Here is a 16,352-nt window from a genome sequence, read left to right on the forward strand (position 1 = left end):
TCTTGATTCATGTTCTCAAATCCAATCAGGTCGGTTTTAATAAGGTTATTCAAATTTACTTGTCCAAAGGTATCGATCATGACTGCAACTTCACCTTTGCACCCACTATTAGCTTTTGCTTTTATAGTTAAATTACCATTTGAATTGTATGAAGGCGGAGAAAAATCACCAACTTCAACTTTGGTTTCTAAATTAGAAATATTTTCATTGTTTTTCAAAAACATTTCGAAAGCATCAACCTTACTCATGCCTTCAAAGCCAGCAATTGATTGTGTATTAAGATGAAGGGTGCTTAAATCAACCTTTTTAGAATGGCCATTGACACCATAATAAATTCCAGATCCAGTTCCCGCTGCAATTGCAATTACTGGTAAAGCAATTGCATAAAGTTTTCAGTTTTTATAGAGTTTTGTTTTTTTCTTTGGCTCCTCCCACATAAATTCATTTTTAATTAAATTTGGGTTTTGTTTTTTCTTCATAATTTCCTTCCATAAACTTAAGCTAATTTTGTTTATTTAACTTGTTAATAATTAATGATCGGATTATTAAGAGATTTTATTAAAGACCTAAACAAAAACTGTAACAACCACTCAGCAGTTATGTCATCTGATTGATTAATAATACTTATTTTGTGCCGTAATCTAATGTTTATGTTGTTGGATATGAGTAATTAGTTGTTAATGTAACAACTAACAATTTAATCAATAAGGTATTTACAGATTGACTTAAGTTTAAAAGGATTACACCATTCAATTTAAAAACAACAATAATTTAATACCTTTAGGTTAATTAAATTCATCAATCTAACAAAACTCATGCTAATGATGAATTTTTGACTGATTACTCCTAATGACAATAACTTAATAATTTGACCATTTTTCTAATTCTGGTTAAAAATAGAAACTTTCTGTCTATTTTATTAAAACCAGGGTATTTTGTTGTTAATTAAAAATGCTTAAAGGGTTGATTTTAGTTTTTTCCCTTAAAAGTAGGCAAACCAAACGGTTTGTCTTTTTTCTTTTACCTTTCTTATTTAAACTTGTTTTCTTTTTTGATTATAACAAAAACCTGTTTTCTTTTTTTCAGAAAACCATGTTTTTTAGAGGACAAGATTTTAAAAACAAAAACAGCGAAAATTAAATACTACCTTCGCTGTTTTCTTTCTGAATAAATTGACTTCAATGCAAGTCTTAATTTGAATTTTTCTTAATTTCTCAACCACTAGTATATAAATCTCTTAACTGATGATTCAATTCATATTCCACCATTGCTTGATACTTTGTTTGGTCTTTATCCTTGCTATTAATCAAAGTGTTTTGAGAATAAAGACGATCATCACTAACGTTGAAGAATTTATAACCATTAAATAATCAAATAACTTGATAACTTTGAGTATTGTCCTTCTTTTGATCATCAGTTTGGGTAATGCTTTGAACGATTGGAGTAAATACTTCGACTAGATTGTTTAAAGTAAAACTAATTTGATAAGTTTGATCCTTACTAGTTTTAGTATTAGGAGCAAAAGAATAGGTGACTTTAATTGGTTTGGCTTTAGCATAATAAAAACTATTTTGGTTATAAACAAAAGAATAACCATCAACATCGTTATTATTACTATCTTTAATTTTAGTTTTAGTATTAACATAATCCACACTTGGTGTAGCACTAATACTGCTAATCTTTTCTGCAAAAGTGGTGTTTTCTGGCATTATTCCTCCAGCATCAAGCCCATCAGGTAAGTTAAGCGTTGGTGCAGCGTTAGTACCAATTAAAGGATCTAGACTATCAGCAGCAGACAAAATTAAACGAGCATAAGGATCAGATTTGGTGCGTTGTCCTAAAGGTTTAGTCTTTTCTGAATCTTGGTCTTCTTGTTTAATATTATTAGCTGATGCATAACTCACATAAGAAGCTGGTGCTTGAGAAATTGAACCATCGTTCTTATTGTAAGTAAAAATCGAACTCATGGTTTTATACTCTTGTAAGACACTGCCACTTTGATCATCACTCAAAGCATAACGCACACCAACAAAACTAGAATATTTCGTACTATTATGATAACTTTCATAGAAAGCATTTGCATCATTATCAGCAGCACCAAACAAGTTATTAGCTTCCGTCTTTGATTCATTTAAGGCAGCTAAACCACTTACATCACCACTATAAGCACTTAAGTCATGTAAACCATTAATTGAATTAACATGAGTATAACCAAACTGGTCATAATACTTACTTTCATCAGACTCTAAACTTGAAATTCGCGAACCATCAACACTAGGGGTATAAATTCCCTTATCATTAACTGATTGATAAGCAGCATCAGCATCATTGCCAAACCGACCAATAAAAGTATCACGAGAATCATGAAGTTGTTTTTGGTTTTCTTGGGGTTTAGTAATTAATCTTGCATCATTTGCCATTACCCGAAACAACATATCATTAAGTTCACTAAAAGTCATTGCTGGGTTAACCAGATAACCTTCTCTTCCCTTATATGATTGAGAAAAACCATTAGTAGCAGTTGCTAGTTGTTTAGCAGTATAGTTGATGCTATTGATATTAGTTTCTTGTTCTTTAATGCTTTTGTCAGCATCACCAAGATAAATACCAATTGGATCAGTCTTTACTCCACAAGACACCACACTAGTCGCTGAAACGCCGGCAACAGAAAAAACCGTCAATAACGCAATTAATTTTTTCACTTCTTTTCTCCCTTGAAATTTAATAAGCTCGTTAATGAGTAAATTATACCAAAATTAGCCACCAAAAAGAAGATAGCCTGATGGTGATAAAAGTTAGGAAAAACCATTAAGCATCGATAAATTTTCCGTATCGCTTTAAAAAAGATAGTTCAATATCTTTTGTAGCTCCGTTCCGATGCTTAGCAATTACTAATTGAGTTGGCGAAACCTCACTTGGCATCGACCCATCATCATGGACATAATAGTCAGGACGATATAAAAACATGATAATATCAGCATCTTGTTCAATCGCTCCTGAATCTCGTAAATCAGACATAATCGGACGTTTGTCTTCCCGTTTTTCAACACTTCGACTTAATTGGGAAAGACAAATAATTGTTATTCCCAAATCCCGAGCAATCCGTTTCAACTGACGCGAAATCGTTGAAATTTCGTTTTGACGGTCGTTGCCACTTGATCCTGGTGTTGTCACCAATTGCAAGTAATCAATAATACACAAGTTGATGTTTTCATCACGTTTTAACTTATGCAGTTTAGACTGAATTTGTTGAACATTAATCCCTGGTGTATCATCAATAAAAATTCTAGTGTGATCAAGCGTGTCTTTAGCCACTCCCAATTCGGTTCATTCTTCTTTTTTAATTCCTTGACCATGTCGTAACTTATCACCTTCAACCTCTGTCATTAGGGATAAGATCCGTTGGGTTAACTGTTCGCCAGGCATTTCTAAAGAAAAAATGACTACCCCATTTCTCTGTTTTTGTTTAGGATCACTTGCGGCATTATAAGCAAGGTTTAAGGCAAAGGCGGTTTTTCCCATACTTGGTCTAGCAGCCAAAATAATGAAATCTTGAGCTTGTAATCCTGCAGTAACCCGGTCCAACTCAGCAAATCCAGTAGTAATTCCTGTTAACTTTTCTTTTGAAGAAGCTAACTTTCTTAACTTAGTTAACACCACCTGGGCACTATCACCAATTTTAGTTGTATCATTGGTTTTTAAGTCAAAGTCAATTTCTAATAACTGGTTTTGCGCTGTTTCTAAAACCTCACGCATATTAGTTGATGTTTTAGTCAGGTTAGAAACTTCGTTAATTAAACCTTTCAACTGACGTTCAGCACTTTGTTCGTGAACAATTTTAATATAACTATCAACATTTTCATCAGAATAATACTTCGCAGCAATCATAAAGAGATAAGAAGTATTCCCTGCCTTTGCTAACCTTCCCTTACCTTCTAAATAGTCAGCAACATTAATTTCTGAGATTTCTTGATTAGTAATCTGTAATTCTTCAATTGCTTGAAAAATCAACTTATGAGCTCCTGAAAAAAAGTCATCATGACTAAGATTAATCAAAATATCTGGTAAAGCATTGGGAGACTTTAACGCAATTGCTAAAACATTTTGTTCAGCTTCATTTAAAATCTCCAGATTAGCTTTTTCATCAATCATGCTTTTATCCCATTTCTTTCTAACTTATAACTATTTCTTTTTATCTTTTTTTTCTACTCGAACAACAAGTGTTGCTTTCACACCCATCTCTAGGTTAATCTCCACTTTAAAAGTACCTGCTTCTTTCAAATTATTAAAGTTTTTCAATTGTTTAGTAGAGATTTCAATTCCTTCTTCAACCTTTAAATAATTCACAACTTCTTTAGCAGTAATTGATCCCTGGGCCTTATCTTGGATAATATCAAGTTGAAAAACTGGTTTTAGTTCTTCAATTTTTTGTTTTAGTTGTTTCATTTCTGCAGTAGCTAACTGGTTTTCTTCACCCTGAATTTGTTTTTTTGTATTTAGAGATTTTGTTGCTCCAAGAGTGGCTTGCATCGCTAAATGATTGGGAAACAAGTAGTTCAAAGCGTACCCATCGCTTACGACTTTAACTTCATCTTTTAATCCTTGCCCCTTTACATCTTTTAAAAAAATTACCTTCATCAGTTTTCCCTCACTTAATTTATAAGTTTATTCTACTAATTCTTCTTAATGATTACCAATAATTAGAATTAAACTATCGTTTTAAAAGTAAAAAAATTTTTCTAAAGTAAAAAATCCTAATCAAAAAATCTCTTTGCTATAATCTCAATAAGAAACAATTAAAGTAATATTTTGACACCAATTCTACTTATGGTTTAAGAAAACGGAGGAAAAATGACAAAGCAAAAACAAACCAGCAAAAAGGACAAGAAGATTATTATTTACTCCTCAACTGCTGCAGGAGTTATCATCATTGGTGGAGCTGTCGGAGCTGGAGTTGGGGTAGCTATTCATAACCGCACCAATCACAATTCAGAAGTCAAGGAAGAAAATAAGTTTCTCGATAAAGTCGCTAAAGATATTAGCGCTAGTCAAACTTCGCCAATCATGGCGAAGAATAAAGCAATAACTTTTAAAGTCATTAGCGAACAAGCCGATATCCAGAAAGCTCAAGAACTTGGTTTAACTGCCACTGCTGATCAAAACTTATTTACAGTTTCGCAAATAAATGATGATGGCGAAATTCAAGTAACTTCAACAGGAAAATCAGGAAGTGGAGATGTTTTACTTTCCACAGACAATTCTTCAAAAAGTAAAAAGTTAAATGTCTTTGATGGAAATCCAAAACCTTTGGTGGTGGTTGATGATTGTGATTTTGATGAAGACACTGATCTTGACAAAACCAACTTCACTACCACCCCAAGTGTTGAAAAAACCCAAACAATCATCTTAAATAATCCCCAAACCTTCGCTAACCTTCAAGTTGCAGTTTTGAATTCTGATGGCAGCATTGATAGTGGTGGTAGTAATAAAGCTAAAATTGCGCTTGACTATGATACTGGTAAAATTACTATCAAACCATTAATCCAAGGTGATTTAAGTATCGGAATCTTTGCAGACAACGTTACTGGTACTAAAGAGGGCAAAACTGCTGCTTGCATCCTCGCTTTATCAGTTCAACCAAAGTTAGATTTAACCCCAATCAGCGGTGATGATAATAGTACAGAAATCAATACCTCACCAAAACTTGGTGAAACTAGTAAGATTAATATCACTAATGCTGATGACTATGAAAACTTATCTGTAGCTTCAGATCAAACTGATGTTGCAAGAGTCACTAACCTGACTTATGCAGACGTCACTGATGATAATCAACAAAAGGGGACGCAAAGAAAAACAACAAGAATAGCTACTTTTAATGTTATCCCCACCAATCCAGGAAAAGCCAATATTATCATTAAAGCTGATAACGCCAATAAACAAATAATTCCGTTTGTTATTCCTTCAAGAATTAATCCTTATTTAGATGATGTGGCACAAGGATTTATTACCGGACACACTTGTGATATCAAAATTGATAATTTAAATGATATGGTTAATGTCACTGCTACTTCAAGTGATAATAACGTTTTTAAAGTCGATTCAATCGATGCTACTAATGAAACGATTAGACTGATTGGCCAAGGTGCTGGAAGTGCTAGTTTGAAAATTGATGCTGCTAACATCACTCAACCCCAAACAATTCAACTTCAAGTTGCTGATGATGCTAAATTAGCTAATTTAGACTTAACTACTTTGAACCCAAACTTTATTACAAATCCAAGAGTTGGTGAATCCCAAGCAATTATTATCGGAAATCCTAAAACACTAATTAACCTTGGTGCTCAAAGTGATAATCCTGATATTCTCGGAGTAAATGTCGATCAAGATACAGCAACAATTAATCTTGTACCGATTGCTCAAGGAACTGCAAACATTACCATTCGTGCTGATGATAGTACTAGTGAAAAAGTTATTGCAATTACTTGTTTACCAAAAGAAGATATTGTAATTAATGATGAAGCGAATTTAAACACGACACCTAAAATTGGGGAAAATGTCAAACTTAAAATTGATAATTATGTTGATATTATTAATCCAAACATCCAAACAAGTGATGATAATGTTGCCACAATTACAAATGATCATCAAGGAAATATTACCCTTAATCCGATTAATCCAGGAATCGCTACTTTAATGATTAGTGGTGATAACATTAACCAAAAGGATCTTGACTTTATTATTCCTGATCGTGTCACCATTGTTTTAGATGATTCTACAACTCCAAAAGGAATGAAGGTTGGTGCCACCATAACAATTAGTGTTCCTGATTATCAAAACTTAGTCGATCCAAAAGTGACAAGTAGTGATAGTACGATTCTAAGTGTGGAAAGTTATTTTGTTGATGGTAATACGATTACTATTAAAGGATTGAAACCAGGAGTGGCAAAAGTAATTATTAGTGCTGCTAACATCACAGCCAATAAAGAAGTTAGTTTGACTGTTGCTACCCCAGTTGATGTTGCTACTCCAAATGAAACCTTAAACTTAAGTCCTGAAATTGGTGAAGACCAAGTAATTACTCTACCCAATTTCAATCAACTTGTAAATCCTAGAATTACTACCCAACCAAGCAAGGCTTTGAAAGTGACCATTAATCAAGATAGTGGTACAATCATTTTTAAACCATTAATTTCAGGAACAATTCAAGCAACTATTACTGCTGATAATGCTATTAATAACTACGAATTTAGTTTAAATGTTCCTGCTAAACATGACATTAGTTTTGAACAAACTCCAATATCAAGTTTAAAAATTGGTCAAGTCAACGAATTAAGCATTGCTGATTTTAGTGCGCTAAATTTAATTAATTTACAAATTGAATCATCAAATCAACAAGTAGCTGATGTTTCTGAAATTGATCGAACAGGAAAATTTAGCATCAGTGCACTTGGATCAGGAACGACCACAATTACTTTAAGTGGAGATAACATTAATTCCACCTCTTTTACTTTAACTGTTCTTGAAAAAATCAATACAATCATCACTCAAACCAGAAGTGGATTGGTTTTAACTGATGATCGCAAAACCACCACTTTTAGTGTTGACAACTATCAAGATTTGGTTGATCCAGTAGCTATTAGTAGTGATCCAGACATCCTTAGTGTTGATAGTTCTGATTTAGCAAACGGAGGAATTGTTAGAGTTACAGCTTTAGGTCTTGGAAGTGCTAGTGTAGTTATTAATAGTAAAAATAGTGCCCAAACCACTAATGTTGCTTTCACAGTTTTACCAGAAACTACTGTTGATATTGATACTGATGGAGTAAGTACAAGTCAAAAAGTTAACATCAACCAGATCTTACAAGTCCAAAATTACGCTCAAGAAGTTAACCTTCGGGTAACTGGAGATGCAATTGATCGAGGTTTAATTAGTGCAAGTATTGATCAAAACAGCGGAAGAATAAACATTAATCCTTTAAAGGCTGGAACGGCAAACTTTAATGTTGAAAGTGATAACTCTAATCTCACTACTCCCACATCATTTTCTTGAACGATTAAGTCCGCTCCCGATGACACTGACTATACTAACCTAGCAAAATCAACTTGAATGAAAACTACTAATTTGCCAAGTACTTTGCGATTTGGTGAAAGTGCTACAATCGAAGTTAACACCAGAGTTACAGTTTTTCTTTTCCCTTATGATATGCCTGATGCTGATAAGCAAAGTCTTAATATTCTTTCTAATGGAAATGATATTGTTGATGTTCAAAAAGAGATTGATGATAATAACCACTTAATTACCTTTACTCTAACAGCTAAAAAAGCAGGGAATGAAATTTTAAAAATTATCTCCTCTGGAATGCTTGGCGAAACATTTGGAATGAATGTTGAAGCCAAACATGATTACAACCACGTTTTTGATCGTCTCCAAATTTGAATTGGTAATCAACTTGACTTGAATCTTAATTCAAACGATTATATTAACCTGGTAATTTCTTCAACAAATAACGCTGTTATTGAGCCAAAAAAAGATACTAACAAAAATTGATTCCTTGAAGCTACAGGAAGTGGAAAAGCAACCATCAATATCCAAGCTGATAATATGAAAAATTCTCGAACCTATGACTTTGAAGTTGCGACAAAAACTGATATTACAATTCCAAGTTTTAATCCTGATTTGAACCCTGATCAAACTAGTGAAATCAAATTGGGTAGAGTTGATGATTTAGTTAATCCAGAATTAACTTCTTCAGACACCAACCTTGCTAAAATTAATTTAATTGAACGTGATGGTTGATATTATGCTGCTATTAATACTTTTGAGGTTGCAGGTGAAGTTACCTTTAGTTTAACTGCTGATAATATCAATCCTTATCACTTTAAGATGCAAGTAACTTCACTTGCTCGTGAAGATTTCTTAGCGATGAGTGATAACCTCTTTGCAACCAGTACAGGAGTTTATGATCAAGATGGAAATCTGATTGCTGCTGATGCTTTAAGTGGGATGAGTAGTGATGAGATTTTAGCGATGAGTGGCAACATTATCGCTACTACTAGAGGAGTTTATAACATCAACGGTCGCCAATTATCCCCATATGTTTTAAAAGATCTCACTAAAAACGACATTCTTGGCCTTTCTGATACTGTAATCGCCACTACTAAAGGAATTTTTAATCAGCAAGGAGTTGAAATTGCTAAAAGTCTGACAACTTATAGCAACGACACGATTTATGGAGTTAGTGGTTCAGTCGTAGTCACCCAACAAGGTTTATATAATGATAGTGGCAGTTTATTAAATTCTTCGGGAGTTACTTTTGATAAAAGTGATATTCTTTCAATTGGTAAATCACTAATTGTAACCACCAAAGGAGTTTTTAGAACCTATAGTTCTTTACTTTTCCCTGCTGAACTTTATTACTACTCTCAAAAACTTCGAGGGTTAACTGCTGATGATATCTTGATGGTTGGTAATTCTGCTGTAGCAACAACAAAAGGAATTTATAATACTCAAGATCAACAAGTTATGTCTCTAGAACTGGGGAAACCAACTGCTGATGATATCTGGGCATTAAGTGACAAAATCATCACTACTAGCAAAGGAGTCTATCAAACCAGCACTAGTTGACTTGGTTTCTCGATTCCTATCAGACCTTTAAGAGGCTTGCAAAAATCAGAATATCTTGGTCAAGGAAACAATATTATTGCCACAACAAAAGGGGTTTATAACTATGATGGAGAGCAGTTGGGAGGCGATGCCTTGGTAGGATTAACCACTGCTGATATTCTTGCTATTAGTGATAATTTCATTGTGACCACAAAAGGAGTCTACAATCTTGATAACCATTTGGTTGGTGGAAGTGTTTTAATTGGTTTAACTCTTGATGACATCATCAGCGTTCAGAACAACATTATTGCCACAACAAAAGGGGTTTATAACTATAATGGAGAGCAGTTGGGCGGAACCACTTTGGTTGGAATTAATTCTGATCAAGTTTATGGAGTTACAAACAACTTTATCGTGACTGCCTTTGGAACGTGAACTAGCGAAAATAAACGTTTAATTTAATAAAAAAACAACCACTTTAAAAGTGGTTGTTTTTAATTTTATTGATTATCGTAATCAATTCCTTCAACTAAATGAGTATTTCCAGAATAAAACTTCACTTCATCATTTTCTAAATTAAAATCAACTTTCGTTAATTTATATTTGTTTAAAAATTCTCCTAATTCTTGGTGATACTTTTCATCATTTAATAGAGCCGCTCAATCTTTTTTTAGATCAACTAGGTGATCTGCTAAATCGATTGCTTCAGTTTCTTTAATTTTTGGTCATTGATTTCCACTCATGATAACTTTTTCATTATTATCACCATAACGTGCTTCAACAACATCAGTTTTAGTATCAAAAACTAAACTAGATACTCCTAATTCTTTTTTTAAATCCCGAAGAAATTGAGCAAAAGTAATTTGATCAGCTTCTAATTTATTAACATAACTTTCGATTCGTTTTTCCATAAATAAAACCAATCCTTTCTGTTTACTATTTTCTCCTGATTTACCAAAAAAGAAAAGAACCTCCTAACAAAATGTTAGGAGGTTCTTTTTTAGTTATTCAATTACGTAAGATAAAAGACCCATGGTTCTTGCTCTTTTAATCGCAGTAGCTAGTTTTCTTTGGTCTTTAGGACTAGCACCAGTTACCCGTTTAGGTAAGATTTGTCCATTACCAGAAACAAATTTTTTTAATAGTTCAACATCTTTAAAGTCGATGTACTTAATTTGATTCTTAGCAAAAGGATTGGGTTTTTTTCTTCTTGGTCCTTTTTTAATCATTTTAATATTCTCTTTTCTTTAATCTCAAAGAATTGAATCATCATCTTTAAAAAGTTCTTCTTTAGGTTCACTTTTAATTGATGATGGTTGTTCTTCTTGCTCGAATCCGTTAACCAAATCCATGTCTAAGTTTGAATCGTTTCGCACATAGTCATTATTATTTCCTTTGGTTTGAGTTCGAGCGCCATTTCTTGGTTCTAAAAATTCAACACGATCAGCAACTACATTGGTAATAGTTTGGAAATTTCCGTTATCATTGGTACTTCTTGAAGACAATCTTCCAGTAACACCAACCAAAGACCCACTTCCTAAAAAGTTACTCATGTTTCGAGCAACGTTTTCTCAAGCTACACAAGAAATAAAGTTTGCTTGTTCTTTTCCGTTTCGATACTCATTCACTGCTACTGTAAAAAAACAGTAAGCAGTTCCGTTTGTATTTTCTCTTAATTCGACATTCTTGGTTAATCTTCCAATTAATTGAACTTGATTCATTTCCATTACCTTCTTTACTTATTTTTATTAAGCTTCTTTGTTTGGTTCAGTTGAAGTATTGTTGTTTTCCTCAGTACTATTTTCTGGACGAGGACGACTATTGAAGTTGCGTTTATTGAAAGTTCTTCTTTCTTTACGTTCTTCTTCAAATTTAGTCATATCAGTTTTTGATAATTCTACTGATTGAACATAATCTTGTTCTTTTTCAGTATTAATAACCATTTCTCGTACAACGTTTTTATCAATCTTAGCAACACGTTGGAACTCAGCAATATTTTCAGCATTAGTATCTACAATTGCAACAAAGTAAAAACCTTTTTTCTTATGATTAATTTCATAAGCGAAATCCATCAATCCTCATTCTTTTTGTTCTTCAATTTTTCCGCCATTTTCAGTTAAGATTTTTTCTAACTTTGCTTTAGTATCTTTTACTGTATTTTCAGCAGTATCTTGGTCTAAGATGTACATAATCTCGTATTTTCTCATTTATGTATCCTCCTTTTGGTCTAATGGGCTTTGCAGCCAAGGAGTTAACTCGTGTGATATTAACTCGCTATAAAATTATAGCAAAAAAACTAAGTAGTTTTAAGGAGTAATGGCAAATAATTTAGATCGAAAAAATCGATCTGAAGGATTGAATATCAATACCAACAAATCGATTCTCCGTCAGTTCTCGGCCTAACACTTACAAGTAAGTGCTTACGGACAGCAAGAGATTACCAGGAACAGGTTTCTTGTTCCAACTGACGTCCTATATATATTAACATTTTTTGCAGCATCTTTCTTCATTATTAACAATATTGAATTGTTTAAACTTTGGAAATACGTAAGTAAGAATATTAGTTTTCTCCGAAGAAAAATACTTGAGCGTTTCATCAATAGTCAAATTTTTATTTAAAATTTTGAAGGTTAAATTAGCAGTAATATCAGCCATTTGAATCGGGAAAGAATGTTCTGATTTTAAATATTTTAAATTTTTAATCTTCAATTCGGCATCTCTTAATTGACAAATCAAAAGATTAAAATTATAGTAATTTTTCTTTTCTTGATCAGAATTATCTTCAGTTCCTTTGATAGTAGAAAAAGCATTTTTTTCTTGCATAAGAAAGTTTTTTAATTGCTTTTCTTTAAAATTTTTTTTCAAATTATCATCAGTTTCTTCGTCTAAATATATATTAACTATAGAATCATGAACAATAATTTTCTTATCAAGTAGAGTTTTAAGAATTGTTAAAATAAGGATGCTTTTTTTAAACAAATCATTTACTGTCCAATCATAGACAAAGTGCTTTGCTGAATACTCTTTGCATCAACTAACGCTACCAAAATACAAAGAGTTGTTTATACATTTTAAGAAGTTATTATATTTTCTCAACACATTCTTGTTATTGCTTTTAATTAACTCTGTATATTTTTTAGAAAGTTCATTTCCTTTAATCGGTTCACCAAGTCAATCATTTCATTTTTTAATTTCTGACTTGTCATACTTTTTCTTTAAAGTTTTTTTTCTTTTTGAAGCTCAAGAATTTCCTAAGTTGAGAGGAATAAAAAATAAAATTTGAATTAAAATTATCTCTTTGTTCTTTATCAAATACTAAGTACGAATAAATAACATGACCATCAATTCCTGTTCGAAATTTTCCAGAATCATCAATGTAAATATAATATTTAGCCATTGCTCTTTTTATTATTGCAGGTAGTATGCATCGGAAACAAATTCATTAAATTATTATTCTTGGAATTGTTATCTCAATGATCAATATTCCAAGATCCGGGTTGTCCCGATTGAAAACCCTCGTATTGTGCTTTTAACATTATTTTTTTGCAACGTGGACAGGGTGCTTTTTGTTTTCAATCTCAATCTAAATTCGATAAATATTCTTCATTGAAACGAATTCACATTTTATTATCAATATAATCTTTTCAAATCAAATTTCGTTCTGGTTTTGCTCACGAACCTCTTTTATCTGCCATTAATTTCTCCTTCTCATAGTGTACGAATAAAAGTTAAGTTATTCCTATTTTATATTATTATCTTTTCAGTTAAATTATGAATTAAAAAACAGATATAATCGAACTTTTGATGAATCGAGTATATCTGTTCCGCATTAGAACTCGGCCCTCAATTTTGAAATTGTTAGGGGATACAAGAGCATTGCCATAATCTTATTTATAAGACTTAAACTAACCGCTATTGATAATACTAACATTTATTGAGATTCATCTTTATCATTTGAATCTTTAAATGATGTTAAATCATTATTTGTCAAATTAAAATTTGTATATGGATATGTTTCAAACTTTATTGGTTCAATGAATAACCATTGTAATTTTTCAGGTAGAGATTTAACATCTGAATATTGATTATGAACAGAACCCTGATTCATAAATTTTTTTTGATTGGAAATTGTTGGAATACAATACTTTTTTTCCCCTCATCATCCGGTAACTACCCCTAAAAACTCAATTCCTTTTCAAAAGTCTTTATGATCATTAACATAATCTTTAGCGTTTGATACGTCGTTAGATTTTTCTCCTGTACTGCTATAATAGTAATAATTGATTTTTATTTTAACTTTAAGTTCTAGTTGCACTAGTCTATTTCCAGTTTGTGACTCATCATATAAAAATTCTCATTTCTTATTATTTCTATAAGTATCGGTTCCGTGGGCTCATTTAAAATAAGAATTTCTATAATATCAATCCAGAATAATATTAATAATTACTTGAATAAGGTCGTGTTCATTACTAAAACTTCAACCAAAGATATCTAATTCAATTTTTGTTAAGTCAATTTCTTCATCTTTTATTTTCTTAAGTGTTTCTATAATATTTTTCTCGACTTTTAACATTATAGAATCAGCAAATTTATCTCCACCCAATAAAGGCAGATTTTCTTGATTGTCAAATTCACCATGCAAATGAACAAGTTTACCTTTATTTTCATTGCTTAAATTTTTCTCAATGAAGTCAGTATAATTAGTCGTTAAAATTAAATCGTAATTACGAAATTTTTCATTTAAAAAGTTTAGTTTATTTTTAGTAGAATGATACTTTTTATCTTGATAATTTCATCTTGATTCTTCTTTTTCAAAAAAATCTGATTTAACTTCTGAAGAAAAATATTCAATGTACTTTAAAAAGATACTTTTGAATTCTGCAGCAGCTTGTGAATCTTGCAAAGCAGTTTCAATATCCATAAATAGATCTTCAATTGATTTATTACTACTTTCACTTTTTAGAACTTCTTCAAGTCATTTTCAACGATGAAGATTTTTATCAATATTCTCATAACTTAATTCATGATTATCAGCAAATGCTTTAATGGCTGATGGATAGTTTGATTTTTGAATTACACCGTTGTAACTCAACTTTCCTTCCAAAGCATTTTTAATCATATTTTCTTTAGTTAATTGCTTTTGAAACTCAATCTCCAAACCATTACCAACTAATGCAATTTTCATTAATTATTATCCCTTGGTTTCAATTGTGGAAATAATAAAACATCTTTAATTGATTCTGAATTAGTTAATAACATCACTAACCGGTCAATTCCCAAACCAATTCCTGCAGTTGGGGGCATCCCGTATTCTAAAGCTTCGACAAAGTCTAAGTCCATTTCTGTAGCTTCATCATTTCCTTGCTTAGCTTCTTGGATTTGAGCTTTAAAACGTTCGTATTGATCAATAGGATTGTTTAATTCTGAAAAGGCATTGGCATATTCTCTTCTGATAATAAATAACTCAAACCGATCAGTAAAACGATCATCATCCTTATTAGCTTTAGCAAGAGGCGAAATTGCTTTAGGATGACCATAAATAAAGGTTGGTTGTTCGATGCTATCTTCAACAAACTCTTCGAAGAATAAGTTAATAATGTGACCCACATCATTGAAGTGTGGTTCAACTTTTAATCCTTTTTCTCCTGCAATTTGTTTAGCCTCTTCAAAAGTCATTGGTTTTCAAAAGTCAATCCCAGTAGCTGTTTTAACGGCATCAACCATATGAACTCTAGCAAACGGTTTAGCTAAATCAATTTCAACTTCCCCATACTTGATTTGTAAACTATTATTAACAGCAAGACTAGTTAGTTGGAATAACTTTTGGGTTAAATCCATTAAGAAGTGGAAATCTTCGTACGCCACATATAACTCCATTGTGGTAAATTCTGGATTATGACGGGTATCCATCCCCTCATTTCTAAAGATCCGACCAATTTCATAAACCCCGTTAAATCCTCCTACAATTAAACGTTTTAGATGTAATTCAGTGGCAATTCTTAAATAGAAGTCACGATCCAAAGCGTTGTAATGGGAAATAAACGGTTTGGCTGCAGCCCCTCCCTTAATTGCCTGAAGAATTGGAGTTTCTACTTCAATATAACCCCGATCATCTAAATAATGTTGTAAGGTACGAATCACCTTGGTACGGTTTTTAAATAATTGGAGTTGGTCAGGATTCATAATTAAATCTACATACCGACGACGATACTTTTCTTCAATATCTACAATTCCTGCATGCTTATCTGGTAAAGGTCTTAACGCCTTACTTAACAAACTAAAACTTTGCACTCGAATTGAAAGTTCACCATGATCAGTTTTCATAATCATTCCTTTAACCCCGATAATGTCTCCTAAATCAAGGTCTTTAAACAAGGCAAAAGCTGCTTCACCCAATTCATCCATGCGCACATATAATTGTAAGTTTCCGTTTTCATCTTGAATATTAGAAAAAACTGCCTTCTTCCCAGCTTCACGATATAAACGAATTCTTCCTGCTACTTGTACAGGAACTTGGTCAAGTGTTTGCAATTCTTCTTTTGAATAATCTTGGTACTTATCACGGATTGACTTTAAATCAGTATTGTTTTCCCATTTACTAATTTGGAACGGATCTAAGTTTTGATCAACAAGTTTTTGGTACTTTTCCCTGCGAACTAACTCTTGCTCACTAAATTTACGCTCATTATTTTTTTCCATTACTACTCCTTAAAATTGATGACTAACCTATGTTTATTTGTATTATTTTA

General features: G+C 32.1%; 13 protein-coding genes. 1 reads left to right on the forward strand and 12 read right to left on the reverse strand.

Annotation, left to right across the window (positions count from 1 at the left end):
- From LD125_RS03065 to rplI, 4 genes are all read right to left on the reverse strand, one after another.
- The coding region (locus tag LD125_RS03065) for a hypothetical protein (protein WP_250138376.1) at nt 1-479 on the reverse strand (479 nt) is incomplete at its 3' end.
- Nucleotides 480-1,190: 711 nt separating this feature from the next.
- A complete protein-coding gene (locus LD125_RS03070; RefSeq protein WP_250136598.1) occupies nt 1,191-2,702 on the reverse strand; it encodes a hypothetical protein in 1,512 nt (503 codons plus the stop codon).
- Between the two features lie 106 nt (nt 2,703-2,808).
- Entirely contained in the window at nt 2,809-4,152 is a 1,344-nt protein-coding gene (gene dnaB / locus LD125_RS03075) for a replicative DNA helicase (protein ID WP_250136599.1), read from the reverse strand.
- A 30-nt stretch (nt 4,153-4,182) separates the two neighbouring features.
- On the reverse strand, nt 4,183-4,638 hold the full coding sequence (rplI, locus tag LD125_RS03080; RefSeq protein ID WP_250136600.1) for a 50S ribosomal protein L9: 456 nt from the start codon (nt 4,636-4,638) through the stop codon (nt 4,183-4,185).
- A 213-nt stretch (nt 4,639-4,851) separates the two neighbouring features.
- On the opposite strand from rplI, the gene LD125_RS03085 reads away from it, so the two are divergent.
- Nucleotides 4,852-10,065: a hypothetical protein gene (locus LD125_RS03085; RefSeq protein ID WP_250137651.1), complete on the forward strand. Its 5,214-nt coding sequence runs from the start codon at nt 4,852-4,854 to the stop codon at nt 10,063-10,065.
- A 38-nt stretch (nt 10,066-10,103) separates the two neighbouring features.
- Here LD125_RS03085 and LD125_RS03090 read toward each other — a convergent pair whose 3' ends face one another.
- The 8 genes from LD125_RS03090 to lysS all read right to left on the reverse strand — a co-directional run bounded on the left by LD125_RS03090 (nt 10,104) and on the right by lysS (nt 16,302).
- Nucleotides 10,104-10,514 (reverse strand): hypothetical protein, encoded by a 411-nt coding sequence (locus LD125_RS03090; RefSeq protein WP_250136602.1) that lies wholly within the window; start codon nt 10,512-10,514, stop codon nt 10,104-10,106.
- A gap of 93 nt (nt 10,515-10,607) precedes the next feature.
- Entirely contained in the window at nt 10,608-10,832 is a 225-nt protein-coding gene (gene rpsR / locus LD125_RS03095; RefSeq protein ID WP_250136603.1) for a 30S ribosomal protein S18, read from the reverse strand.
- Nucleotides 10,833-10,850: 18 nt separating this feature from the next.
- Nucleotides 10,851-11,324, reverse strand: coding sequence for a single-stranded DNA-binding protein (locus tag LD125_RS03100; RefSeq protein WP_250136604.1), 474 nt, complete (start codon nt 11,322-11,324; stop codon nt 10,851-10,853).
- Nucleotides 11,325-11,351: 27 nt separating this feature from the next.
- Nucleotides 11,352-11,810, reverse strand: coding sequence for a 30S ribosomal protein S6 (gene rpsF, locus LD125_RS03105; RefSeq protein ID WP_250136605.1), 459 nt, complete (start codon nt 11,808-11,810; stop codon nt 11,352-11,354).
- Between the two features lie 274 nt (nt 11,811-12,084).
- Nucleotides 12,085-12,915, reverse strand: coding sequence for a DUF3800 domain-containing protein (locus LD125_RS03110; protein WP_250137650.1), 831 nt, complete (start codon nt 12,913-12,915; stop codon nt 12,085-12,087).
- Between the two features lie 77 nt (nt 12,916-12,992).
- Nucleotides 12,993-13,298, reverse strand: coding sequence for an HNH endonuclease (locus LD125_RS03115; protein WP_250137649.1), 306 nt, complete (start codon nt 13,296-13,298; stop codon nt 12,993-12,995).
- A gap of 236 nt (nt 13,299-13,534) precedes the next feature.
- Nucleotides 13,535-14,788 (reverse strand): hypothetical protein, encoded by a 1,254-nt coding sequence (locus tag LD125_RS03120; protein WP_250137648.1) that lies wholly within the window; start codon nt 14,786-14,788, stop codon nt 13,535-13,537.
- Nucleotides 14,788-16,302, reverse strand: a complete 1,515-nt coding sequence (lysS, locus tag LD125_RS03125) for a lysine--tRNA ligase (RefSeq protein WP_250137647.1) — start codon at nt 16,300-16,302, stop codon at nt 14,788-14,790. Before lysS ends, LD125_RS03120 begins: the two co-directional genes overlap by 1 nt.
- Nucleotides 16,303-16,352 lie beyond the last annotated feature (50 nt).

It is taken from the genome of Mesoplasma sp. JKS002658, from assembly GCF_023566355.1.
In the GTDB taxonomy this organism is placed as follows: domain Bacteria; phylum Bacillota_I; class Bacilli_A; order Mycoplasmatales; family Mycoplasmataceae; genus Edwardiiplasma; species Edwardiiplasma whartonense.